The organism is Microbispora sp. H10885, from assembly GCF_014161415.1.
Taxonomy (GTDB): Bacteria; Actinomycetota; Actinomycetes; order Streptosporangiales; family Streptosporangiaceae; genus Microbispora; species Microbispora triticiradicis.
The window spans coordinates 413,341-436,841 of record NZ_JABBWY010000006.1 but is presented as its reverse complement, the minus strand read 5'-3'; the positions used below and the strand labels follow the sequence as shown (position 1 = coordinate 436,841).

18 protein-coding genes are annotated in these 23,501 nt (G+C 72.3%); 8 read left to right on the top strand and 10 right to left on the bottom strand.

Translation table 11 applies throughout. The annotated features are described in order from the left end of the window. The first annotated feature begins 59 nt into the window (after positions 1–59). Entirely contained in the window at positions 60–1,049 is a 990-nt protein-coding gene (locus tag HHX37_RS18610) for a pirin family protein (RefSeq protein WP_182874504.1), read from the top strand. 3 nt (positions 1,050–1,052) lie between these two features. Here the strand turns inward: HHX37_RS18610 and HHX37_RS18605 are convergent, their stop codons facing one another. Together HHX37_RS18605 and HHX37_RS18600 are read right to left on the bottom strand one after the other, a co-directional pair. After that, a complete protein-coding gene (locus tag HHX37_RS18605; protein WP_182886214.1) occupies positions 1,053–2,825 on the bottom strand; it encodes a glycoside hydrolase family 15 protein in 1,773 nt (590 codons plus the stop codon). 39 nt (positions 2,826–2,864) lie between these two features. Beyond that, the gene (locus HHX37_RS18600) at positions 2,865–3,452 is read right to left on the bottom strand and encodes a snapalysin family zinc-dependent metalloprotease (RefSeq protein ID WP_111698735.1); all 588 of its coding nucleotides are present in this window, start codon (positions 3,450–3,452) and stop codon (positions 2,865–2,867) included. Between the two features lie 244 nt (positions 3,453–3,696). Here HHX37_RS18600 and HHX37_RS18595 point away from each other — a divergent pair, with 244 nt between their 5' ends. Then, positions 3,697–4,188 (top strand): GNAT family N-acetyltransferase, encoded by a 492-nt coding sequence (locus tag HHX37_RS18595; RefSeq protein WP_182886213.1) that lies wholly within the window; start codon positions 3,697–3,699, stop codon positions 4,186–4,188. Positions 4,189–4,203: 15 nt separating this feature from the next. Here HHX37_RS18595 and HHX37_RS18590 read toward each other — a convergent pair whose 3' ends face one another. Further along, complete coding sequence (locus HHX37_RS18590; protein WP_182886212.1) at positions 4,204–5,991, bottom strand: glycoside hydrolase family 15 protein; 1,788 nt, start codon at positions 5,989–5,991, stop codon at positions 4,204–4,206. A gap of 24 nt (positions 5,992–6,015) precedes the next feature. Continuing rightward, the gene (locus tag HHX37_RS18585) at positions 6,016–6,654 is read right to left on the bottom strand and encodes a YczE/YyaS/YitT family protein (RefSeq protein WP_182886211.1); all 639 of its coding nucleotides are present in this window, start codon (positions 6,652–6,654) and stop codon (positions 6,016–6,018) included. A 64-nt stretch (positions 6,655–6,718) separates the two neighbouring features. Between HHX37_RS18585 and HHX37_RS18580 the strand changes: the two genes are divergently transcribed. Together HHX37_RS18580 and HHX37_RS18575 are read left to right on the top strand one after the other, a co-directional pair. After that, a complete protein-coding gene (locus tag HHX37_RS18580; RefSeq protein WP_182886210.1) occupies positions 6,719–8,200 on the top strand; it encodes a PLP-dependent aminotransferase family protein in 1,482 nt (493 codons plus the stop codon). A 568-nt stretch (positions 8,201–8,768) separates the two neighbouring features. After that, positions 8,769–10,379: an HNH endonuclease signature motif containing protein gene (locus HHX37_RS18575; protein WP_182886209.1), complete on the top strand. Its 1,611-nt coding sequence runs from the start codon at positions 8,769–8,771 to the stop codon at positions 10,377–10,379. A gap of 61 nt (positions 10,380–10,440) precedes the next feature. Here the strand turns inward: HHX37_RS18575 and HHX37_RS18570 are convergent, their stop codons facing one another. Next, complete coding sequence (locus HHX37_RS18570; RefSeq protein WP_182886208.1) at positions 10,441–11,946, bottom strand: peptide MFS transporter; 1,506 nt, start codon at positions 11,944–11,946, stop codon at positions 10,441–10,443. Positions 11,947–12,113: 167 nt separating this feature from the next. On the opposite strand from HHX37_RS18570, the gene HHX37_RS18565 reads away from it, so the two are divergent. From HHX37_RS18565 to HHX37_RS18550, 4 genes are all read left to right on the top strand, one after another. Next, positions 12,114–13,958 carry an AMP-dependent synthetase/ligase gene (locus HHX37_RS18565; RefSeq protein ID WP_182886207.1) on the top strand — a complete coding sequence of 615 codons (1,845 nt, stop codon included), beginning with the start codon at positions 12,114–12,116 and terminating at the stop codon, positions 13,956–13,958. A 75-nt stretch (positions 13,959–14,033) separates the two neighbouring features. Beyond that, complete coding sequence (locus HHX37_RS18560; RefSeq protein ID WP_182886206.1) at positions 14,034–15,011, top strand: hypothetical protein; 978 nt, start codon at positions 14,034–14,036, stop codon at positions 15,009–15,011. Between the two features lie 176 nt (positions 15,012–15,187). Next, complete coding sequence (locus tag HHX37_RS18555; RefSeq protein WP_182886205.1) at positions 15,188–16,144, top strand: hypothetical protein; 957 nt, start codon at positions 15,188–15,190, stop codon at positions 16,142–16,144. A gap of 210 nt (positions 16,145–16,354) precedes the next feature. Then, entirely contained in the window at positions 16,355–17,011 is a 657-nt protein-coding gene (locus HHX37_RS18550) for a response regulator transcription factor (RefSeq protein ID WP_182874514.1), read from the top strand. Here HHX37_RS18550 and HHX37_RS18545 read toward each other — a convergent pair. The 5 genes from HHX37_RS18545 to lanKC form a co-directional block, all read right to left on the bottom strand. Next, on the bottom strand, positions 16,913–18,685 hold the full coding sequence (locus HHX37_RS18545; protein ID WP_182886204.1) for an ATP-binding cassette domain-containing protein: 1,773 nt from the start codon (positions 18,683–18,685) through the stop codon (positions 16,913–16,915). The two genes, HHX37_RS18550 and HHX37_RS18545, sit on opposite strands and share 99 nt — an antisense overlap. After that, the gene (locus HHX37_RS18540) at positions 18,682–20,388 is read right to left on the bottom strand and encodes an ABC transporter ATP-binding protein (protein WP_310740434.1); all 1,707 of its coding nucleotides are present in this window, start codon (positions 20,386–20,388) and stop codon (positions 18,682–18,684) included. Before HHX37_RS18540 ends, HHX37_RS18545 begins: the two co-directional genes overlap by 4 nt. 88 nt (positions 20,389–20,476) lie before the next feature. Beyond that, the gene (locus tag HHX37_RS18535) at positions 20,477–20,608 is read right to left on the bottom strand and encodes a SapB/AmfS family lanthipeptide (RefSeq protein WP_111698776.1); all 132 of its coding nucleotides are present in this window, start codon (positions 20,606–20,608) and stop codon (positions 20,477–20,479) included. Between the two features lie 69 nt (positions 20,609–20,677). Then, positions 20,678–20,803, bottom strand: a complete 126-nt coding sequence (locus HHX37_RS18530; protein WP_111698761.1) for a SapB/AmfS family lanthipeptide — start codon at positions 20,801–20,803, stop codon at positions 20,678–20,680. Positions 20,804–20,809: 6 nt separating this feature from the next. Continuing rightward, positions 20,810–23,431, bottom strand: coding sequence for a class III lanthionine synthetase LanKC (gene lanKC / locus HHX37_RS18525; RefSeq protein WP_310740433.1), 2,622 nt, complete (start codon positions 23,429–23,431; stop codon positions 20,810–20,812). Positions 23,432–23,501: the final 70 nt, after the last annotated feature.

Below are 23,501 nucleotides of genomic sequence, written 5' to 3'. Positions count from 1 at the left end.
CCGCGGCCGGGCATGGTTCAACGCGTCAGAAGTTGAACTTTCAACCAGGAGAGGTGGCCATGCCCGCCGTCACCGCAGACACCCTGACCCTGCCCCGCGTCGCCGCGCCCGATCCGGCCGTCGCCGGACCCCGCCCCGTACGGTCCGTGACGACCGCGCCCAGCGGCTTCGAGGGCGAGGGCTTCCCCGTACGGCGCGCGTTCGCCGGGGTGCCGCAGTCGCTGCTGGACCCGTTCATCCACATGGACCAGATGGGCGAGGTCGAGTACGCCCCCGGTGAGCCGAAGGGCACGCCGTGGCACCCGCACCGCGGCTTCGAGACGGTCACCTACATCATCGACGGCGTCTTCGAGCACCAGGACTCCAACGGAGGCGGCGGCACCATCACCAACGGCGACACCCAGTGGATGACCGCCGGGTCCGGCCTGCTGCACATCGAGAAGCCCCCGGAGCACCTGGTGGTCTCGGGCGGGCTCTTCCACGGCATCCAGCTGTGGGTCAACCTCCCCCGCGCGCACAAGTTCCACCTGCCCCGCTACCAGGACATCCGGGGGCGGGAGGCGGCCCTGCTCGCCTCCGCCGACGGCGGCGCGCTGCTCCGGGTCATCGCCGGAGACCTGGACGGGCACGCCGGCCCCGGCGTCACGTTCACCCCGATCACGATGGTGCACGCGACCGTCAGCCCGGGCGCCCGGCTCGACCTGCCGTGGAACCCGGACTTCAACGCCCTCGCCTACGTGCTGGCCGGTCAGGGCTCCGTGGGCGCCGAGCGGCGGCCGGTCCGCAAGGGGCAGCTCGCCCTCTTCGGTCCGGGCGGGTCGCTGACCCTCGCCGCGGACACCGCCCAGCCGCAGGCCGAGCCCGCTCTGGAGGTGCTGCTCCTCGGCGGACGGCCGATCCGCGAGCCGGTCGCGCACTACGGCCCGTTCGTGATGAACACCCGCGCCGAGATCATCCAGGCGATGGAGGACTACCAGGCGGGACGCCTGGGCGTCATCCCCGCCGAGCGGGTCCCGCACGCCGACGGCCCGCTGTCCGGGACGCCCTGACGGCTAGCCCCGCAGAGCCAGCGCCGTACGGATCAGGTGGATGTGGCTGAAGGCTTGGGGGAAGTTGCCGAGTTGGCGGTGGGTGCGGGGGTCGTATTCCTCGGCGAGGAGGCCGACGTCGTTGGTGAGGTTGACGAGGTGCTGGAAGAGTTGGCCGGCCTCGTGGTGGCGGCCGGTGAGGGCGCGGGCTTCGGCGAGCCAGAAGCTGCAGGCGAGGAAGGCGCCTTCGCCGCCGGGGAGGCCGTCGACGGGGTTGTGTTCGGCTGGGTTGTGTTCTGCGGTGGGGTAGCGCAGGACGAAGCCGTCGGTCATGAGTTCGCGTTCGACGGCGTCGATGGTGCCGGTGACGCGGGGGTCGTCGGGGGGCAGGAAGCCGACGATGGGGATCTGCAGGAGGGCGGCGTCGAGTTCCTGTGAGCCGTAGGACTGGGTGAAGGTGTTGCGGACCGGGTCATAACCCTTCTCACAGACCTCCATGTGAATGCGGTCACGCAGCCCCCGCCACCTCTCCACGTCGCCCTTCCGGCCCAGCTCCTCGATCACCCGGACCATGCGGTCGGCCGCGACCCAGGCCATGACCTTCGAGTGGACGAAGTGGCGGCGCGGCCCGCGCACCTCCCACAGCCCCTCGTCCGGCCGGTCCCAGTTGTGCTCGAAGAACCTCATCACCGCGGTGATCATCGCCCAGGCGTGGTCGTCGGGCGGCATGCCCTGCTTGCGCGCCTCGTACAGGGCGCTCACGACCTCCCCGTAGATGTCGAGCTGGAGTTGCGTGGCCGCGCCGTTGCCGATCCGCACCGGACGGGACCCCTCGTACCCGGACAGCCAGTCGAGCGTCGTCTCCGGCAGCCGGCGCTCGCCCGCCACGCCGTACAGGACCTGGATGTCCTCCGGGCGGCCGGCGATGGCGCGCAGCAGCCAGGAGCGCCAGGCGTCGGCCTCCTCGACGTACCCCGATCCGGTCAGCGCGTCGAGCGTCATCGCCGCGTCGCGCAGCCAGCAGTAGCGGTAGTCCCAGTTGCGCACCCCGCCGAGGTGCTCCGGCAGCGAGGTGGTCGGCGCGGCGACGATGCCGCCGGTCGGGCTGTAGGTGAGGGCCTTGAGCGTGATCAGCGAGCGGACCACGGCGTCACGCCACGGGCCCCGGTATCCGCACCGGGACGACCAGGCCTCCCACATGGCCACGGTCTCGCGGAGCTGCTCCAGGGGATCGATCCGTTCGGGCTCCGGGTGGTGGGAGGGGTGCCAGGTGAACATGAACGGCACCCGCTCCCCGGCGGACACGCTGAAGGTCGCCTCGTGCCGGTAGTCACCGCCCTGGAGATGGACGGGAGAGTGGATCCAGACCGAATCGGGCCCGCCGACGGCGTGCAGGTGGCCGCCCGTACGGCGGACCCAGGGCACGATGCGGCCGTAGTCGAAGCGGATGCGGATCTCGGTGCTCATCTCGACCGTGCCCGACAGGCCCTCCACGATCCGTACGAGATCGGGGTTGGCCGAGCGGGGCGGCATGAAGTCGATCACCTTGACCGCGCCGGTGGACGTCTCCCAGACCGTCTCCAGGACGAGCGTGTCCCCGGCGTACGCCCGGCGGGTCGCCTCCTCGTGGCCCGTCGGGGCCAGGCGCCAGAAGCCGTTGGACTCGTCGCCGAGCAGCCGGGCGAAGCACGAGGGGGAGTCGAAACGCGGCAGGCACAGCCAGTCGACCGAGCCGTTCCGGCCGACGAGGGCGGCCGACTGCATGTCGCCCACGAGGGCGTAGTCCTCGATCCGCATGCCCGCCACGCTACCCGGGAGGCGGTACCTACGCCGCTCCTACGCCGCCGGAGCGAGGCTCGCGGCGTCCGGCCGGTCGACGAAGAGAGCGCCGGATCCGCCGAGCAGGGCCGATCCGGCGAAGTTGGCGTTGACCGCGCTGCGCTCCGCCGCGCTGGGGTTGGCGTTGGTGCAGCTCACCGGGGCGCTGGAACCGGACATCAGGTCGGAGCACAGGCCGGTGCGCCGGTCGGGCAGGCCGAGGATGTGGCCGATCTCATGGGTGGCGATGCGCAGCGGGTAGTAGCCCTCGCTCGTCGCCTCCCTGCCCATCCAGATGGTGCCCCGGCCGAGGCTGGTGCGGCTCGTGCGCGGCCAGCCGTTGTCGGCGAGCACGGTGAAGTCGGCCGGTGTGCCGGCCACGAGCCGGACGTTGGTGACGCTCGCGTTCCACACCTGGGCTGCCTGGTCGACCACTGTGCGGAACTCGGCGGCCCGGCTCGCGTCGTAGCGGAGCACGCGCACCGCGCTCACTGTGCTCACCCCGCTCACCCCGCTCACCCCGGCGTGGGCGGACGGCAGGGGCGACAGCAGGACGAGGCCCAGGACCAGGGCCGGGAGGGCGCGGAGGAACCGTGACAGGCGCATCGAGATCTCCTCGATCGGGGGTTGCCACCGCGAGGCACGCCTCGGGTGGGGCTGCCGTCAACGTACGCGCGGCGAGGCCCGGCGGGGACAGGCCACTTTCCCCCTATCACTCCGGTATAGGGGGAATTCGATATGATCTGTGCACCACTGAGAGCCTCCCGGCCGGACATTCCGGCGGGAGGCTCTCGGCGTTTCCGGCGCCTTTTCTGGCACCTGTTTCCCCTCCTATCGTGAAGGACCCGTCATGCCCGATCTGACCGTCCGTCTCGCCGATGCCGCCGACCATCCGGTGCTGGAGCGTCTGTGGCTGATGTTCCGGCACGACCTGTCGGAATTCGGCGGAGTGCTGCCCAAGCCCGATGGGACGTTCCGCGCGGAGCGACTCCAGGCGGCGTTCCATGACCCGGACTGGGCGGCGTACCTGCTGACAACCGGCGAACGCCCCGCCGGTCTCGCTCTCGTCCGCGGCCTCACCGCACGGACACGCGTCCTCAGCGCCTTCTTCGTCGTACGCGCGGCACGCAGGTCCGGGATCGGGCTTCGCGCGGTGCGGCAGGTGACGGCCAGGCATCCCGGCTCCTGGGAGGTGGCCTTCCAGGACGCCAACACGGCCGCCGTGCGCTTCTGGCGCCGCGTCGCCGAGGAGATCGCGCCAGACGCGTGGACCGAGGAGCACAGACCTGTGCCCGGGCGGCCCGACCTGCCGCCGGACGCATGGATCTCGTTCTCCGCCTGAGAGTTCTCCGTACGGTCACGGGCGCGCGGCCGCGCCGCTCAGCGCCTGGGCGGTGTGGATCAGGTGGATGTGGCTGAAGGCTTGGGGGAAGTTGCCGAGTTGGCGGTGGGTGCGGGGGTCGTATTCCTCGGCGAGGAGGCCGACGTCGTTGGTGAGGTTGACGAGGTGCTGGAAGAGTTGGCCGGCCTCGTGGTGGCGGCCGGTGAGGGCGCGGGCTTCGGCGAGCCAGAAGCTGCAGGCGAGGAAGGCGCCTTCGCCGCCGGGGAGGCCGTCGACGGGGTTGTGTTCGGCTGGGTTGTGTTCTGCGGTGGGGTAGCGCAGGACGAAGCCGTCGGTCATGAGTTCGCGTTCGACGGCGTCGATGGTGCCGGTGACGCGGGGGTCGTCGGGGGGCAGGAAGCCGACGATGGGGATCTGCAGGAGGGCGGCGTCGAGTTCCTGTGAGCCGTAGGACTGGGTGAAGGTGTTGCGGACCGGGTCGTAACCCTTCTCACAGACCTCCGCGTGGATGCGGTCACGCAGGGCGCCCCACCGCTCGAACGGCCCCGTACGCCCCAGTTCGGCCGCCCCTCGGGTCATGCGGCTCATGGCGAGCCAGGCCATGACCTTCGAGTGGACGAAGTGGCGGCGCGGCCCGCGCACCTCCCACAGCCCCTCGTCCGGCCGGTCCCAGTTGCCTTCGAGGAACTCGGCCCCCTTCACCAGCAGCGCCCAGGTGTAGTCGTCGGGCGCCATGCCCTGCTTGCGGGCCCGGTAGAGCGCGTTGACCACCTGGCCGTAGACGTCGAGCTGGAACTGGCCGGCGGCGCCGTTGCCGATGCGGACGGGCCGGGACCCCTCGTAGCCGGGCAGCCAGTCGAGCGTCGTCTCCGGCAGCCGGCGTTCACCGGCCACGCCGTACATGATCTGGTGGTCCTCGGGGCGGCCGGCGATGGCCCGCAGCAACCACACCCGCCAGGCGTCGGCCTCCTCGACGTATCCGGCCCGCAGGAGCGCGTCGAGCGTCATGGCGGCGTCGCGCAGCCAGCAGTAGCGGTAGTCCCAGTTGCGTACTCCGCCGAGGTGCTCGGGCAGGGAGGTGGTCGGCGCGGCGACGATGCCGCCGGTCGGGCTGTACGTCAGGGCCTTGAGCGTGATCAGCGAGCGGACCACGGCGTCACGCCACGGGCCGCGATAGCCGCAGCGCGCGGCCCAGTCCTGCCACAGCCGGATGGTCAGGCCGAGTTCGGCGAGAGGGTCGATGGCCTTCGGCCGCGGCTGGTGGGAGGGGTGCCAGGTGAACACGAAGGGCACCCGCTCCCCGGCGGAGACGGCGAAGGCGGCCTGGTGCCGGTAGTAGCCGCCCTGGAGGTGGACGGGAGAGTGGATCCAGACCGAGTCGGGGCCGCCGACGGCGTGGAGGTGGCCGCCCGTACGGCGGACCCAGGGCACGATGCGGCCGTAGTCGAAGCGGATGCGGATCTCGGTCGTCATCTCGACCGTGCCCGACAGGCCCTCCACGATCCGTACCAGGTCCGGGTTGCCCGACCGGACCGGCATGAAGTCGAGGACCCTGGCCGTCCCGGTGGAGGTCTCCCAGTCGGTCGCGAGCACCAGGGAGTCCCCGACGTACGCCCGCCTGGCGGCCGTGTCCCGTCCCGCGGCGGCCAGGCGCCAGAAGCCGTTGGACTCGTCGCCGAGCAGGCGCGCGAAGCACGAGGGGGAGTCGAAACGCGGCAGGCACAGCCAGTCGACCGAGCCGTTCCGGCCGACGAGGGCGGCCGACTGGGTGTCCCCGACGAGGGCGTAGTCCTCGATCCGCATTCGCTCACCTCCCCGCGCGGCGCGTCATGACGGCTGCGTACCCGATGACCGGGTGGTGACCCCGGCCGGGGCCCACAGCTTCATGAAGACCTGCGTCAGCGGGCCGATCGTCAGGGCGAACACGATGGTGCCGATCCCGGCGGTGCCGCCGAGCAGCCATCCGGCGGCGAGCACGGTGAGCTCGACGATCGTGCGGGCGAGCCGGATCGACAGGCCCATCCGGTGCAGGCCGGTCATCAGGCCGTCGCGCGGGCCCGGGCCGAAGCCCGCGTGGATGTAGAGCCCGGAGGCGGCGGCGATGGCCACGATCCCACTCAGCAGGAAGATCCACTGGACCGGCCACACGGCGGGCGTGGGCACCAGCCACATCACGGCGTCGGCGCTCGTGCCCACCACCAGGACGTTGCTGATCGTGCCGAGGCCGGGTCGCTGCCGCAGCGGGATCCACAGCAGCAGCACCAGCGCGCCCACCAGGTTGATGCACATGCCGATCGACCAGCCGGTACGCACCGAGAGGCCCTGGTGGAAGACCTCCCAGGGGTCGAGGCCGAGGCCGGACTCGACGAGCAGGGCGATCCCGCCGCCGTAGAGCGCCAGGCCGACGTAGAGACGGACGAGCCGGAACGGGAGCGAGCTGGGGCGCGAAAGGGAGAGTTCGATCATAGTGGGCTCAATGGTGCAGGCCAATGGCTTGTCATAAAAGGGCCAATCAGCGAAATTGGTCCGCATGGACCGGTATGTCAGCGCTCCCCAGCTCGCCCGGCTCGTCCGGGTCCCGCCGAGCTCCCGCCCGTACTACCGGGCGCTCGCGGACGCCGTACGCGGTCTGATCCTCGACGGGAGACTCGCCGTGGGGGTGCGCGTGCCGCCGGAACGGCACCTGGCCGAGTCGCTCGGCGTCAGCCGCACCACCGTGACCACGGCGTACGACCGGCTGCGCGAGCAGGGCTACCTGGAGAGCAGGCAGGGGTCGGGGAGCCGCACCGCCCTGCCGGACCCCGGCGCACTGGGCGTGGACAACCCGTGGCTCGCCTCAGACGAGGACGGGCTGCTGCCGCTGCACGCCGCCGCCCCGCCCGCGATCTCCCTCCTCGGCGAGGCCGTGGAGGAGGCGGGCCGGGCCTACCACCGGTACGCGCTGGGCTCGGGCTACCACCCGCTCGGGCTCGCGCCGCTGCGGGAGGCGATCGCCCGCCGGTACGGCGAGCGGGGGCTGCCCACCCGGCCCGAGCAGATCCTCGTGACGGGCGGGGCGCAGCAGGCCGTCCATCTGATCATGTCCCTGCTCGCGGGGCCGGGGGACCCGGTGCTGGTCGAGTCGCCGACGTACCCGCACGCGATCGACGCGGCCCGGCTGCGGTCGGCCCGCCTGGTGCCGGTGGGCGTCCAGGAGGACGGCTGGCACCTCGACCTGGTGAGCGGCGCGATGCGCCAGTCGGCGGCCCGCCTCGCCTACGTCATCCCCGACTTCCAGAACCCCACGGGTCACCTCATGGACGACGCCGGCCGCGCCGCGCTGGTCGGGGCCGCACGGCGTCACGGCACGACGCTCATCGCCGACGAGGTCTGGGCCGAGATGGCCCTGGACGCCTCCGTACGCGCGACGCCGCTGGCCGCGTTCGACACCGACGGGCGGGTGATCAGCGTGGGATCGGCGTCGAAACTGTGGTGGGGCGGCCTGCGGGTCGGCTGGATCCGGACGACCGCGGCGATGGTGCGGCGCCTGGCCCTGCTGCGCGCCGCCGTGGACATCGCGAGCGCCGTCTTCGACCAGCTTGTCGTGGCCTTCCTGTTCGAGCGCATCGAGGAGGCGCGGGCCGAGCGCCGCCGCGCGCTCGGCGCCTCGCTCGCCGCGCTCACCGGGGTCCTGCGCGAGCGACTGCCGGGCTGGGCCTTCACCCCGCCGCCCGGCGGCGGGTCGCTGTGGGTGCGGCTCGACACGCCGTCGGCGAGCGCGGTCGCGGAGGCCGCCGCCGCACGGGGCGTACGGCTGTCCCCGGGGCCGTGGTTCGGCGTGGACGGCACGCTGGAGCGATACGTGCGGCTGACGTTCACCCAGCCCCCGGCCGTGCTCGAGGATGCGGTACGCCGCCTCGGCTCCTCCCCGGCCACTTCTCCGGGCACCTCGCACGTCGTCTCCGGCATGGTCTTCCTCGGGGGCTCTCCGGCCGGCCGCCCATCCCGGGAGCCGCTCACGCCGACCCTGTAACCACCGTCTGGCAGGCCATTTCGCCGCCAATTGGAAAGAAGCCGGCAGGGGTCACATATTCGACAATTGGGAATTGGCCTGTGGCTCCAGCAATTGCCGGTGCGGGGGCGTTCATGACTGGCTGATGTGGAAGAATTCATACAGGATTTCGAATCTGCGGGGAGGTCTGATGGATCTGTTCGACGCCGATCCTGAGCGCCTCTCTCGTTCGAACGATGCGGGTTATGGCGACTGGTGGGAGCAGCTCACCGCCCGCTCGCCCCTGTGGTCCACCGAGGATTCACTCGCCCGCGAATATGTGCCGATTGTCGACCCTGCGGCGCGGAAGCATGCGAGCCGGTTCGACGACTCGGCGGAATCGCCCGGGCCCGCTCGTCCATTCACGACTCGTGGTGATACCGCGTCTGGTGCCGCATCCACCCACGATGAGAATGCGCGTGGTGTCTCCCCAGACGGTCCTTCTCCTGACGGCATCGGGTCTGCCGGCAGCGGTGATCCCGCTGGTGCGTCTGGCGGTGCCACGGGCGCCGACCAGAACGATGCGGGCCGTGATTGGGGTGCTTGTGGTGTGGGGTCGTCGTCGTGGGTGGCGGTGGCGGCGGTTGGTGAGGCGGCGCGGGCGGTGGCGCTGGTGCCGGTGCCTGAGTCGGCGGAGGTGTGTCTGGCCGAGGCCGAGGAGTTGCTGGCGGCCCGCGACCGCATCACCAGCGCGCTGGCTGCCCGGGTCGGGCGCGTTCACCGGGCTGGGGAGGCGAGGAACCACGGGCATGCCTCCACCAGGTTGTGGCTGCGCTCTGTTGGGGGGATGACGATCCCCGGGGCCGGTCGGTTGGTGACGATGGGCATGGAGTTGGGTCGTCTGTCGCGGGTGCGTGAGCGGTTCGCCGAGGGCAGCCTCGCGGAGGGAATTGTGGAGGCGATCTGCACCGCCACGGCGGGGTTGACCGACGAGCAGGCGACGACGGCCGAGGGGATTTTGCTGGAGTTGGCGGGTTCGGCGGGGGCGGCGGAGGTGGCCAAGGCGGGGCGGTATCTGCGGGCGGTGCTGGACCCCGACGGCCACGAAAGCGATGAGCAGGCCGACTTCGACCGCCGGTTCTTTAGGGTGCGGCGGCGCAGGAACGGCGGGCTGGAGGGAGAGTTCTACCTCCCGGTCGAGGCGGCCGCGCGGATGCAGCACCTGCTGGACGTCTATGCCAGGCCCAAGGCCGAGGGCGACGACCGCACCCCGAGTGTGCGGAACGCCGATGCGGTCATCGCGTTCCTGGAGAACAAGATCGCGACCGAGCTCCTGGTACTGGTCAACGCCGAATCCCTCCCCGACGACCCCCCAGCCGACAACCCCGGAGCCGACAACCCCGCAGGCACCACCCCCTCAGCCGACTCCACGGCCGACCCCTCTGCGGACCACCCCACCAGCGACCCCTCAGACGCCGACCCGAGCGACGGCCCTGGTCCCGACTCCTCCGGCACCGGCCCTGGTCCTGATCCCGACCCTTGGGGCACCGACCCCGGCCCCGAGCCCGGCTCAGGCGACGACCCTGTTCCCGGCCCTGACGATTGCACCGCTGAGGAGTTCGGCTCCGACGCCTGTGCGACTCACCCCGACGCGACCAGCGCCACCGGCGAGCCCACCATTCAGGCGCCCGCCGAGCCGGGCGCGGGAGCCAACACGTCGCCGGGAGCGGAGTCTGCTGCTCCGCCGTGGACGGGTGGCGGTGCCTGGGCGGGTGTGGGGGGCAGTGCGCCGCCGGGGGTGTGGTTGCGGGGGTTGCCGGGGTTGATCCTGGCGACCGGGCATCTGCTGCCCGTCTCCAGCGTGCACCGGCTGGCCCGTACCAGCACGTTGGTGCGGATCGTGATGGACGCCGGTGGGCAGGTGCTGGACATGGGCCGCAAGGTCCGCCTGGCGACCCCGGCGCAGCGGCGGGCGGTCTTCGCGCGGTATGCGACCTGCTGGGTGGACGGCTGCCCGCTGCCGGCCACGATGTGCCAGATCGACCACGCCGAGGACTGGTGCAGCGGCGGGCTGACCGACCTCACGCTGCTGGGACCGGCGTGCCAGTTCCACAACCGCGACCGCTACCGCCACCCCACCCGCTACACCCGCCGCAAGATCGGAGCCGACCGCTGGGCCTTCACCTACCGCAACCCCCACACCACCCGACTGCGGGTGTAGGCGCGCGCTGGATCCAGGTGGCTCGCGCTCATCGTGATGTGAGGGGCCGGGGCGGCGACGGTCAGGACGAGGCGGGCACGGGTGGCAGGTGGTGTTCGGCCATGAGGAGGCGGAGCCTGCGGACGAACAGCAGCATGAGGAGGCCCGCGGCGACCGCGGCGAGCGCGAGGACCAGGTAGTACACGGGCATGGGCACGACCGTGGTCAGCCGGTAGGTCTGGCCGCCGACGGAGTCGCCGAGCGCCATCGCCAGGTACCACACGCCCATGAGCTGGTTCTCGAAAGCCCGGGGGGCGAGCTTGTTGGTGGCCGACAGCCCGGCCGGGCTGAGGAACAGCTCGGCGATGGTCTGGATGAGGTAGACCGACAACAGCCACATGATCGAGACCTTCACCCCGTCCGAGGCGACGCCCGCCGCGACGGACATCACGACAAAGCTCAGCCCGACGATCACCAGGCCGATCGCGAACTTGAGCGGCGTGCTGATCCGGGTGCCGGCCTTGAGGAACATCTCGGCGAACAGCGGGGCGAGCACGATGATCGCGAGAGAGTTGATGTTCCCCACCCAGCCCGGAGGGATCGTGAAGCCGAACACGTCGAGGTTCGTGTCCTTCTTGGCGAACAGCAGCAGCGAGCTTCCGGCCTGGTCGTAGACGAGCCAGAAGATCGCGGCGGCGAGGAACAGCCATACGTAGGCGAACAGCCCCCTGCGTTCCTCCGCGGTGACCTCGTGGGACGAGAACAGGAAGGCGAAGTACGCGATCGGCACGGCGGCCGTCACGACCGTGAGCACGAGGGCGAAGCGGTCGACGGTGAGCGTCCCGCTGACCGCCCACAGGGCCAGCCCGCCCGCGGCGACGGCGAGGCAGAGCCCGGCGACGACCTTGAAGCGGTGTTCCTCGGCGGGCGTGAGCCGGTGGTCGGGCTCCTCGCCGGCGCCGCAGAGGGTCGCCCTGCCCCGCACGTACTGCACGAGGCCGAAGAGCATGCCGATCGCCGCCGCGCCGAAGGCGAGGTGCCAGCGGCCGCTGGTCTGCAGCCAGGGCACGATCATGATGCCGAGGAACGCGCCCAGGTTCACGCCCATGTAGAAGATCGTGTAGCCGGAGTCGCGCCGGGCGTCGTCCTCGTGCCGGTACAACTCACCCACCAGCGCCGCCATGTTCGGCTTGAGCAGGCCGCTGCCCAGCGCGATGAGCACGAGGCCGAGCCAGACGAATCCGCCACCCATGGGCATCGCCATGCTCAGGTGGCCACCCATGATCACCGACGCGCCGACCAGGACGGTCCTGCGCGCCCCGAGCAGCCGGTCGGCCAGCCAGCCGCCCACGACGGCCAGCAGGTACACCGAGGCGACGTACACGCCGTAGACGCCCACGGCGGTCGTCTCCGGCAGGCCCATGCCGCCGCGGGTGGCGGGCGCCGTCAGGAACAGCACGAGCACGGCGCGCATGCCGTAGTAGCTGAAGCGCTCCCACATCTCCGTGCCGAACAGCGTGGCCAGCCCCCGCGGGTGGCCGAAGAACGGTCGCTCCCCGGCAGGCGGCCCAGGTCGTCCGGATGCCATGCGTACCCCCCGATCACGCATCATCTCAGTACTTTATATGCACTTATGTCCTGTTTGTCCGTTTGAGATGACGCATTCTTGTGCTCCCCGCCCACGGAGTCTTGTCCTCGGTGATCCCCTGTGGTGCGATGCAGGCCACGCGTGCGACATACCCGTTGGGAGGCACGATGGCCGGCGTTCTCGAGGAGCGGGCCGCGATCGAACACGAGATCGCGGGCAGGACCCTCTGCGAACAGTTCAGATGGGCCGCGGAGGAGAACCCGGACGCGCCCGCCTACTCCGATCCGGACGGCGCCGGTGGCTGGCGCACGCTGACGTACGCCGAGGCGCGGCGGCGCGTGCTGGAGATCGCCGCCGGCTACGCCGCGCTCGGCCTGCGGCCGGGGGAGGCGGTCGCGCTGATGCTGGTCAACCGCAGCGAGCACGTGCTGGCCGACCTCGGCGCCGTCCACGCGGGCACCGTCTCCTGCTCCATCTACGCGACCTTCGCCCCTGAGCAGGTCGCGTACGTCGCCCGTGACGTCGGGGCCCGGGTAGCGGTGCTCGGCGGCCCCGGCGACCTGGCCCGCTGGGAGCCCGTGCTCGGGGAACTGCCCGAACTGACCAGGATCATCATGCTGGAGGGCGCCCCCGAGGGCGACGAGCGTTTCCTGAGCTGGGAGGACTTCCTGGCGCTCGGCGCGCGGGCGTACGCCGCCGACCCGGAGGCGGTCGAGCGGCGCTGGCGGGAGGTGACCCCGGACGACGTCCTCAGCGTGCTGTACACCTCAGGCACGACCGGCATGCCCAAGGGCGTCCCGCTCACGCACGCGAACGTGCTCTTCGAGATCGCGGCGACGCAGCGGATGATCGACCTGCCCGAGCGGGGGACGCAGATCTCCTATCTCACCTACGCCCACATCGCCGAGCGGGCGCTCAGCCTGTACCTGCCGCTGTTCAAGCTCAACCACGTGTACTTCTGCACGGACCTGGCCGCCCTCGCCCAGGCGCTGGGCCAGGTGCGCCCGGTGCTGTTCTTCGGCGTGCCCCGCGTCTGGGAGAAGATGGCCGCCCGGCTGCAGGCCCTCCTGGCCGCGCAGCCCGCCGACCAGCAGGAGAACGTCCGCGCCGCGATGGCCGCCGGGCTCGCCTACATCGAGGGGCAGCAGTACGGCCACACGGTCTCGCCGGAGGTGCGGGAGGCGTACGAGCGGGCGGACGCCGCACTGCTGTCGGTGATCCGCGGCCTGATCGGGCTCGACCGGGCCCTCTGGTGCGCCACCGCCGCCGCGCCGATGCCGCCCGAGGTACAGCGCTTCTTCGCCGGCCTGGGCCTGAAGGTCATCGACGTCTACGGCATGACCGAGACGACCGGCGCCTTCACGGTCAACAGCCCGGAGGTCTTCCGGCTCGGCACGGTCGGACGGGCCGAGCCCGGCGTCGAGGTGCGGGTGGCGGCGGACGGCGAGATCCTGACCCGCAGCCCGCTCAACACCCGGGGCTACCTGGGACTGCCCGAGGCGACCGCCGAACTGCTGGACGCCGACGGCTGGCTGCACACGGGCGACGTCGGTTCGATCGACGAGGACGGGTTCGTCCGCATCGTCGACCGCAAGAAGGAACTGTTCATCACCTCCGGAGGGGAGAACGTGTCCCCGGCCGTCATCGAGGGCCACCTGAAGGAGCACCCGCTCATCGGGCAGGCCCTCGCGTACGGCGACGGGCGGCCGTACCCCGTGGCGATCCTCACGCTCGACGCGGAGGTCGCGCCCGAGTGGGCGCGGGCCCGTGGCATCGCCTTCGAGTCGCTGGCCGCCCTGGCCGGGCATCCGGACCTGCTCAAGGAGATCGAGGCGGCGGTGGAGGCCGCCAACCGCAAGCTCGCCCGGGTGCAGCAGGTCAAGCGGTGGCGGCTGCTGCCGGTCGAGTGGACGGCCGAGACCGAGGAGCTCACCCCGAGCCTCAAGCTCAAGCGCCGCGTCGTGCACGCCAGGTACGCCGACGTGATCGAGGAACTGTACGCGGCCGGCTGAGCCTGGGGAAGTTTTACCGGCCCGGGAGAGTGTCGGGGGCGGGACGCGTGCCGGGCGTGCGTACGGTCTCGGGGCATGACGACGCCTCTTCTCGTGCCCGCACTCGTCGCGTCCTCCCTCGTCGCGTCATCTCTCAGCACGTCGTCTACGGCCGCGGTGCCCGCTCCCGTGCCCGCCGCCGGTGGGACGGCGATCCGCTCGGTCGTGGTGCGGCCGTCCGACCCCGTCGTCGGGCCGGCCGGATCGGTGCGGCTGGTCGTCGACGTGGTGGCGCGCGGCGCGGACCGCGTCTCGGTCGTCCTCGAACCCGGCCGCGCCCCCTCCGCCGGTGGGGAGGAACCGGGCGGGGACGAACCAGGCGGGGAGGGGCCGGGTGGAGAAGAGCCCGGTTCAGGGGGGCCGGGTAAAGGGGAGCCCGGTAAAGGAGAGCCCGGCGGGGAGGACGATCCGGGCGACGGCCCCCCGCCGCCGTTCGGGGACGCCGTGCCGATGCCGGGGCTGAGCGGCCTGGCCACCGCGGTGCCCGGCATCGTCGGCGCGGCCAGGCACGGACGGGCCGCCGGGCCGGTCCCGGCCGGAGGAGACAGCGCAACCGGAGGAGACGGCGCAACCGGGGGATGGGAGACGTGGCGCTTCCTGCCCGACCGGCCCCTGTCACGGTGGTATCCGAGCGGGCCCTGGACGGTCACCGCGACCGCCGTGGACGCCCGGGGCGGGACGGCCGTCGCGCGGGCGGTGTTCCATCTGCGGCGCGCGACCGAGATCGAGGGGCTCAAGGTCGCCCGTGGCCGGGGCGGGGACGACACCCGGGTCACGGGGACGCTGCTGCGCGTCGACCCGGGCGGGCGGGTCGACTACCGGCCCTTCCCCGGGCAGCGGGTGAGGATCTCCTTCAGGCCCGCCGGGTCGTCGGAGTGGCGGCCCGTGGGCGAGGCGGTCACCCGGAGAGACGGCTGGTTCAGCGCCCGGACGCGGGAGGACGGCCAGGGCGCCTGGCGCGCCGAGTACGCGGGCTCGCCCCGCTACGCCGCCGATGTCAGCTCGGAGCGATAGGCATAAAACGCCCATTGAAGCCATAAAAAGCGTAGAAGTGGCATATAGGGGACAGTTACGGACTCGTTACAATTTTCTCCGAGAAACTAGCAACCTTCCTTTTCCTTTTAGCGTCTATGACGTTGGCGCGCCCCAACCCGGGGGCGCGTTTGAACACGGGGAGAGGACACACCCTCATGGTGAAACGAGCTGCTACCGCCCTGGCAGTGATCGCCATGGGCGCCACGGCGCTCGCGACCGCGCCCGCTCACGCGGACCCGGTCACATCCACGCCGACGCCCACACCGTCGGCCACACCGACGCCGACCCCCACACCCACCCCGACCGCGGACAGCCGGCGCCCGTACGTGCCCGAAGCGCGAATCCTGTGGTTCGGCGTCAACCCGGACGTGGTCGTCGTGGGCGGGCGTGGCTCCGCCACGGTCTCCGCCTCGGTCAGGACCAAGGACGTCAGGAAGGTCACCTTCACCCTGTCCGGGTCCCGCGGGCACGGCGGCGGCCACGGTGGCCACGACGGCCCGTGGTGGGGCAAGCGTAAGAGCGGCGGCCCGCACGACGGCCCGTCCTTCGACACCTTCTCCCAGTCGTGGAGCTTCGACAGGCACGACCGGGAGGGCGTCTACAGGGTGCGGATCGAGGCCGAGGGCCTCGACGGCCGGACGCTCACCGCGGAGCGCTCCTTCAGGGTCAAGCGCAAGGAGTGGCACGCGCCGCGTCCGTCGGGCCCCAAGGCGACCCGCATCGTCGGCTTCGACGCCACGCCCGAGCCGGTCCGCAAGGGCCGTGCGCTGACCCTCGAGGGTGAGCTGCAGGTCGCGCAGTGCTACTCCGACTGGTACTTCGGCTGGAACGGCTACACCGGCCGTCGCGGCGGGCACGACGACTGCTACGACAGCCGTGACTACTGGCACGACTGGCACTGGCTGGGCTCCCAGGAGGTCGGCGTCTACTTCCTGCCCGCGGGTTCCCGCAAGTGGCGGTACGTGGACACCATCAGGACCGACGGCGACGGCGACTTCGCCACCCGGGTGCGGGCCTACCAGTCGGGCACCTGGGGCGTGCGCTTCGACGGCACCCGCCGTCTCAAGGGTTCCGAGGCCACCGACTACGTCAAGGTGATCCGGCACCACTAAGTAACACCCCAGAAAACGAACATATCAGCAGTTCACGGACGCCTGGCTCCCCTAGGAAGCCGGGCGTCCGGCTTTTTCCTGACTCATCCGCAGATTAAAGATGACAGTTCGGGTAGAGAGGTCCCTGTGCTCACGTTCGGCGGTCATAGTGGTGAGATCGCGGTCACACAGGGCGAGCACCCGCTCGCGTCGCGTGGTAGGGAGTCTGGGTTGATCCGACTGATGCTCGCCGAGGACATGCACCTCATCCGCAAGGCGCTGGTCGCACTGCTGTCGAGCGAGGACGACCTGGAGGTCGTGGCGGAGGCGGACAAGGGCGAGGACATCGTGCGGCTGGGCTGTCTGCGGCGCCCCGACGTCGCCGTGCTCGACATCGGCATGCCCGGCGTCGACGGCCTCACCGCGGCGGCCGAGCTGCACCGCCGATTACCCTCCTGCAAGACCGTCGTGCTCACCGGGCTCGGCACGCCCACGGCCCTGCGCAAGGCGCTCGACGCCAACGTGCGCGGCTACGTCGTGAAGGACGCCTCTCCGGCCCACCTCGTCGACTGCATCCGCCGGGTGGCCGCGGGCGAGCGGGTCATCGACCCCGAACTGGCCGTCGCGGCGCTCGACGCCGACAGCAACCCGCTGACCGCCCGCGAGCTGGACGTCCTGGAGACCGCCGCCGCGGGGGCCACCGTCTGCGAGATCGCCGACCGCCTGTGCCTGTCACAGGGCACCGTGCGCAACTACCTGTCCCGCATCCTCGGCAAGGTGGGGGCCCGCTCACGCGTCGAGGCGATTCAGATCGCCTCCGAGTGCGGCTGGCTCTGGCCGTCTGCCGGACGCGACATCGGCATCCTCCGCTACCGCCCCCGCCGGTAGGCCGGTCCAGTGCCCCACGAGGTCGGCGTACAGCGGTGACGCGGCCACCATCTCCTCGTGGGAGCCGAGCCTGACCCGGGTGCCGTCCATGACGAGCACCCGCTTGGCGCGCAGGGCCGACGAGATGCGATGGGCCACCACGACCAGCGTCCCGCCGCGCGCCGCGAACGCGGCCTCCGCCCGCGCCTCCGCCGCCGGGTCGAGGTGACAGGTCGACTCATCGAGCACGACCAGCCGGGCGGGGGACAGGTAGGTCCTGGCCAGCGCGATGAGCTGCCGTTCGCCCGCCGACAGCTCGGCCGGGTCGAGCGGGCCGCCCGCGCAGCGCTGCGCGAGGTCCGCGAGCCCGAACGCCGCGACGACCTCGTCCACCCGCTCCGGCGTCGCGCCGGGCGCGAGATAGGTCAGGTTCTCGGCCAGGGTGCCGGGGAAGACGTACGCCTCCTGGGGGATCAGCGCGCGGGCGGCCGGGAGCACCCGCGTGGCCGGGACGCCGCCGACGAGGACCTCGCCCTCGTCCGGCGTGAGCAGGCCGGCGACCAGCGCGGCCAGCGTGGACTTGCCGATCCCGCTCGGGCCGACGACGGCCAGGTGGTCGCCCTCCGGCACGTCGAGGTCCAGGCCGTCGATCACCGGCTCGGGGGCCTTCTGATCGGCGGTGCCGTACGCGAACCGGACGCCCCGGAGCACCAGGCGGGCACTGTCCGGCAGGGTGTCCGGCTCTGTGTCACCGTGCGCCACCGGCGGGCCGGGCACGTGCAGGATGCGCTCCAGCGTGACGGCGAGGCGTACGCCGCTGACGCCCAGGCCCTGCACCAGGCCGCCCAGTGCGGGGGCGAGCGACTGCATGACGTAGGTCAGCGTGCCGAGGATCACCCCGCCGGTGACCCCCTGGCGGACGAGCCAGGGCGCGCCCGCGAGCAGCAGCACGACCGGCAGCCACGCTCCCACGGCCAGCGACAGCGTCCGCGTCGCGGTCACCCGGGCGAGCGCCCGCGCGGACGCGGCCTGCCGGGTCACCGCCTGCCCGACCTCGGCCGCGACCCGCTCCTCCCCGCCGCAGGCGGTCACGTCCCGCAGTCCGCTCGCCATCGCGGCCACGGCGGCCGCCGTACGCTCGTCGGCGACGATGAACTCCCGCTGCCGCCGCGCGAGCGAGGGCAGGGAGACGAGGAACAGGCCCAGCCCGAGGGCCACCGGGGGCAGCACGAGCGGGACCACGGCGGGCGCCAGGGTCGACAGTCCCACCGCCACGCTGACCAGCGTGAACACGAACGACCTGACCACCGTGATGATGGCGCCGAAGGCGTCCCTGGCCAGCTCGACCTGATGGTTCATCCGGGCGACGGCTGCGCTGTCGCCGCCCCGCCCGGCCCGCAGCGCCCCGGTCACCACCCGCCTCAGCAGGTCGTCGCGGAACGGCTCGACGATCCCGGCGATCAGCAGCAGCACCTGCCGGGCGGACACCGCGGCCACCGCCCACGCGGCGGCCAGGACCCCGAGCCAGGCGAACCCGACGCCGGGCCGGCCGGCCGCGAACCCGTCGTCCACCGCGCGCGCGATCGCGTATCCCCCGGTGAGCGAGGGCAGGGCCTCGGCCACCGACCAGCAGGCCAGCCACAGCAGCCGGGACGGCTCGCGCCACAGCGCGTCCAGGAGGACCCGCCGCCTCACGACGCCTCCTGCGCCTGGAAGACGGCCCGGTAGCCGGGATCGGCCCACAGCCGTTCGTGTGTGCCGATCGCGCGGACCCGCCCGTCCTCCAGCCACACGACCTGGTCGGCCTGCGCCGCCGTCGTCACCCGATGGGCCACCACCAGGCGGGTGCGGTCGGCCAGGCTGCCCGTGAGCGCGCGCCCGACCTGCCGCTCGGTGACCGTGTCGAGGCTCGACATGGCGTCGTCGAGGATCAGCACCCGCCCGGCCTGGGCGAACGCGCGGGCGAGGCCGATCCGCTGGATCTCGCCCCCGGACATCGGCGCCTCCTCGACCGGGGTGGCGTACCCGAGGGGCAGCCTGCGGACGAAGGGGTCGGCGCAGGCCGCGACGGCCGCGGCCCTGACCCTGTCTTCGGCATGAGCGGTGTCCGCCGGTAGCCCGAAGCCGACGGCCTCGCCCAGGGTGCGGCCGAACAGGGCCGGGCGCTCGAAGGCGTACCCGACCGCACGCCGCAGCGGCTCCCTGCCGATCTCCCGGAGCGGCACGCCGTCCAGCAGCACGACGCCCCGCTCGGGGTCGGCGAGCCGTCCGGCGACGGCGGCCAGCGACGACTTGCCCGAGCCGGAGCGGCCGACCACCGCCGTGCAGGTGCCTCCCGGCACCACGAAGCTGATCCCGCTCAGCAGCCGGACCCCGTCGGCCCGTACGGTCACGTCACGTAGTTCCAGGGTGCCCGGGCCCGGCGGCAGCGGGCGGGAGCCGTACGCCGGGGGCGGCACGGCGAAAAGCTGCTCCAGGCGCTGCGCGGCCGACCGGGCGCGGGCGATGCGCGCGGCGTAGCCCAGCGCCGATCCGAGGCCCGCGCCGAGCACGACGTAGCGCGCGGCGGCGAGCAGTTCGCCCACGGTGAGGCCGCCCGCCGACAGGCGGAGCCCGCCGACGGCGAGTACCGCGATCTCCAGGAGCGGGACGACGACGGCGGCCTGCACACCGGCCCGCGCCTGCAGCCGCCACAGCGCGAGGCCCTGGGCGCGTAGCCGGGGGAGCGGGGCCAGCACCCGTGCGGCCTCGCGGTCCTCGGTGCCGGCCGCGCTGATGGTGCGGGCACCGGCGAGCGCTCCGACGAGCATGCCCGCGATCTGGCCCTGCGCCTCCTGGTAGCCGCCGGAGGCCGCGGTGGTCTTCCGCATGAACGCGCGCAGCACGGCCACGATCAGCAGCAGGCCGGCGACCAGCGTGACCGCGAGCCACGGGTCGATCAGCACGAGGGCGACGACGCTGCCGGCCGACGGAATGACCAGGGTGGCGGCCGTCACGACGGCCTCCGGGGTCCGGCCCGCCTCCTCGACGTTCACGCCGGCGCGGGTGACGATCTCCCCGGGGGCGAGATGCCGGGTCATCCCGGTCCCGGCCGACAGGGTGTGGGTCACGACCCGGGTGCGCAGCCACTGGGCGGCCCGCGCGCCGCTCACCCCCGCGGCGAGGACGCCCAGCGCGTCGCACACGACGACGAGCCCGGCCAGCAGTGCGGCGACGGCGACCGTCTCCGGGAGGTCGGGGGAGGTCCGCACGACGGCGTCGAGCGCTCGGCCGAGCGCCGCCGGGACGAGCAGGTCGGCGGCGGCGCCCGTCAGCGCCGTCGCCGTCAGCACCGCGAGCCAGGGCCCGCCGCGCCGTACGGCCCGCGCGATCAGCAGGTCCGCCGAACGAGAACTCACCAGGGGTCCTCCAGTCCCGAAACGCGGAAGCCTGGGCGGCCGCGACGACCGCCCAGACCTTCGCTTCATGCGCCAGCAGCGGCGGCTATCAGCCGCAGATGATGCTCAGGCTGCTGTTCTCGTGCGGGGTGCAGCCCAGCAGGCTCAGGTTGCTGCCCTGGGTGCCACCGCCGCCGCCACCGGTGGGGGCCTCGAGGGTCTGCAGGTCGAGAAGCGCCATGTGGATCATCTCCCTTTTCTGGATGGTTCACCCGGCACGGTGCCGGAAGTGGGGTCGAGCGAGGAGCTGTCAGCCGCAGATGAGGCTGAGGCTGCTGTTCTCGTGCGGGGTGCAGGCGAGCAGGCTCAGGTTGCTGCCGCCGCCGCCACCGTGACCACCGGGGGTCTCGAGGGTCTGAAGGTCGAGGAGCGCCATTGCGATTCACCTCCTTCCGGTGCTGGTCGGGACATCCGACCCGGCGGCGGTGCGCAGGGGGGCCTGCGCCTGTGACCGTCCGGGGGGCTCGAGGAACGGGAGGCGGACCGGCTCGTCGTGCAGCGCGGTGCCGAGCGCGAACAGCACGCCGGCGCTCCCTGTGGCGAAGTCCATGGACAGGCGGAGCAACTGCGCGCCGGGGAAGGCCAGCCCGCCCTGGTACGGAAGCTCCTGCCAGGCCAGCCGGGCGATCTGCGCCTCGGCGGCCCCGGGGTCGGGGCGCGAGCCGGACGACAGGCAGGCGATCATGCCCGCCCGGCCGGCGAACAGCCCCGACTGGACGTAGTACGGAAGGGTCAGCACCGACCGGATGGCGGCCAGCGACCCGGCGAAGTCGTCGTCAGGGTGGGCGTCGTCGCGGTGCGTGAGATAGCGGTCGAGCACCAGGCCGATGCCGGCCGACCCCTCGTCCAGGTAGGGGTTGGTCCGCCAGCCCTGCTGCACCTGGAGTTGCCCGTCCTCGCGGCCGACGCACCGGCGCAGGTCCTGGCGCAGTGCGGTGGCCGCGAGGTCGAGCAGACCGGGGTCGCCGGTGCGCTCGTACGCGTGCAGGAACATCAGGGCGGGCCCCGACGAGCCGTACATCAGCCCCGCGTGCGGATACCTGCCTCCGCTGATCTCGGGGACGTCGTCCGGGCCGCCGAGCCGGTCGGCCACCGCGGCGACGACGCGCGCGGCCCGCTCGCGGAACTCGGGCTCGCCGGTCGCGTCGTGCAGGTGCATCAGGGCGAGGGCGACGCCGGACAGGCCGCGGTAGAGGCTGAGGTCGAGCCCCTCCCAGGGCTCCCGCAGGCACCGCTCGGCCACGCCGAGCGCGTCCGCGCGCCGCCCGAGCTCCTCCAGCGCGTACGCCACGCCGTGCAGCCCGTTGTAGAAGCCGATTCCGATGCCCGGCTCCGCCGCCCGCCTGACCAGCCACTCCTCGTGCTCGGGGAAGCGCCCGGCCCCCGTCGCGGCCAGCGTGTAGAGCACGCCGGCCGCGCCGTTCGCGAGGCTCACGCCGCCGCCGGGCTCGAACTGGACGATGTCGCCGGGGAACAGCCGGTCGTCGCGCCCCGGTGTCGCCGAGGCGAGGATCGCCGTCGCCAGGGCGTCCCGGAGTGCGGGCCAGCCCTCGGAGAGCCGGCTCGGCTCCGGCTCGGCCGGTCGTACGCCGGTCTCGAGGCCGAGGAGTGTCGCCACCGCGCCGTCGATCAGCTCGGGCGGCACCGGGAACGTCTCCTTCACCAGCCTGCCGAGCTGGGCGGCCTTGGGCCGGTGGAGCTGCAGCAGCATGGTGGTCATCGGGGCGAATATCCCGAGGTGCAGGCAGGCCAGGGCGTACTCGTCGGCCTCGACGCCGGCCAGGCCGCTCGGCGGGACGAAGCCGGGGTTGGCCAGCGTGGGCCGCCTGCGCTCCTCGACCGGCGAGGAGACCTCGAAGTCGATCAGCACCACCCGGTCGTCCTCGACGAGGATGTTGAAGGGGTGCAGGTCGCCGAACACCACGCCGCGCTCGTGCAGGGCCGAGACCGCCGCGCGCACCTTGGCGAGCATCGTGACGGCCCACTCCGCGTAGTCCGTGTTCATCTCCGGCGTGCGGTCGGCCCGCGTGAGGGGGTGCTTCTGCGCGATGAGCTGGCTGAGCGAGGTGCCGTCGACGTACTCCTGCGCGAGGAAGTGGTGCTCGCCCACGGTGAAGTGGCTGTGCAGGCGGGGGACGCAGTCCAGCCCGGCGAGGCGCTCCATGATCTCGGCCTCGTGCCGCAGGCGGGTGACCGCGTCGCGTCCCTCCACGTCGAGCCCGGCGTGCGGGCGCGCCTCCTTCAGCACCACCTTCTCGCCGGTGCGCGTGTCGTGCGCGAGGTAGACGCCGCCGCCATTGGAGAAGTGCAGCACGCTGTCGACCTGGTACGGCACGCCTTCCATGGTCACGGCGTTGCGGGCGGCGAGGTGGGGTTCGAGGAACGCCGGCAGGGGCACCCAGGAGGGCAGGGAGAACCCCGGGCCGCGCACGTCGGGGACGAGCTCGCCGTCGGCGTTCTCGATCGCGAGGACCTGCTCGCCGCTCTCGTCGAGGCAGTGACGCTCGGCGAACCCGCCGTACCGGACGTAGAGCGGTCCGTCGCCGTAGCGCAGGTCGCTGAGGATGTACGGGCCCTCGACGCCGTCGAGGACCTCGGCCAGCTCCTTGAGCGTCAGCTCGAGCTCGGCCTCGTCGACCGGGTAGATGGTGACCAGCTTGCCGCTCGACCCGCGGAAGGCGTACTTGGAGTTCTGCATGGTCATCACGCGCCGGCCGCGCAGGAACTTGAAGGCCAGCCCGCGGGGCACGCAGTAGTCCCACGCCGCCGCGATCACCCGCTCCGCCTCCCGCACGGAGGAGGAGATGTGGATCTTCCATCCCTGGGTGGGCAACGTGGCGCCGGCCGGCGCGTAGTGCAGCCACGTTCCGGTAGCCAGGTGCGCCCATCCCTCGGGGGTGGGCCGCGCGGCCACGGAGAAATCCGGGTGCTCCGCGCGCTTGCTGTCGAGCGTGTCGTAGAACAAGGGATCTGCGAGGCAGTAAATCTCGTACTTACTAATCACCAGATGTCCCCTTAGGCCGGTCACAAGTAAGAATTCCGGAATTGCGGGGATGGGCCAAGTTACGCCCGTC

Excerpts from the sequence above, each read along its gene's own strand:
- HHX37_RS18595 (WP_182886213.1), top strand. The coding sequence starts at position 3,697 with ATGCCCGATCTGACCGTCCGTCTCGCCGATGCCGCCGACCATCCGGTG.
- HHX37_RS18570 (WP_182886208.1), bottom strand. The coding sequence starts at position 11,946 with ATGGCATCCGGACGACCTGGGCCGCCTGCCGGGGAGCGACCGTTCTTC.
- HHX37_RS18590 (WP_182886212.1), bottom strand. The coding sequence starts at position 5,991 with ATGCGGATCGAGGACTACGCCCTCGTCGGGGACACCCAGTCGGCCGCC.
- HHX37_RS18585 (WP_182886211.1), bottom strand. The coding sequence starts at position 6,654 with ATGATCGAACTCTCCCTTTCGCGCCCCAGCTCGCTCCCGTTCCGGCTC.
- HHX37_RS18560 (WP_182886206.1), top strand. The coding sequence starts at position 14,034 with ATGACGACGCCTCTTCTCGTGCCCGCACTCGTCGCGTCCTCCCTCGTC.
- HHX37_RS18610 (WP_182874504.1), top strand. The coding sequence starts at position 60 with ATGCCCGCCGTCACCGCAGACACCCTGACCCTGCCCCGCGTCGCCGCG.
- HHX37_RS18600 (WP_111698735.1), bottom strand. The coding sequence starts at position 3,452 with ATGCGCCTGTCACGGTTCCTCCGCGCCCTCCCGGCCCTGGTCCTGGGC.
- HHX37_RS18535 (WP_111698776.1), bottom strand. The coding sequence starts at position 20,608 with ATGGCGCTTCTCGACCTGCAGACCCTCGAGGCCCCCACCGGTGGCGGC.
- HHX37_RS18580 (WP_182886210.1), top strand. The coding sequence starts at position 6,719 with ATGGACCGGTATGTCAGCGCTCCCCAGCTCGCCCGGCTCGTCCGGGTC.
- HHX37_RS18605 (WP_182886214.1), bottom strand. The coding sequence starts at position 2,825 with ATGCGGATCGAGGACTACGCCCTCGTGGGCGACATGCAGTCGGCCGCC.
- HHX37_RS18555 (WP_182886205.1), top strand. The coding sequence starts at position 15,188 with ATGGTGAAACGAGCTGCTACCGCCCTGGCAGTGATCGCCATGGGCGCC.
- HHX37_RS18565 (WP_182886207.1), top strand. The coding sequence starts at position 12,114 with ATGGCCGGCGTTCTCGAGGAGCGGGCCGCGATCGAACACGAGATCGCG.
- HHX37_RS18530 (WP_111698761.1), bottom strand. The coding sequence starts at position 20,803 with ATGGCGCTCCTCGACCTTCAGACCCTCGAGACCCCCGGTGGTCACGGT.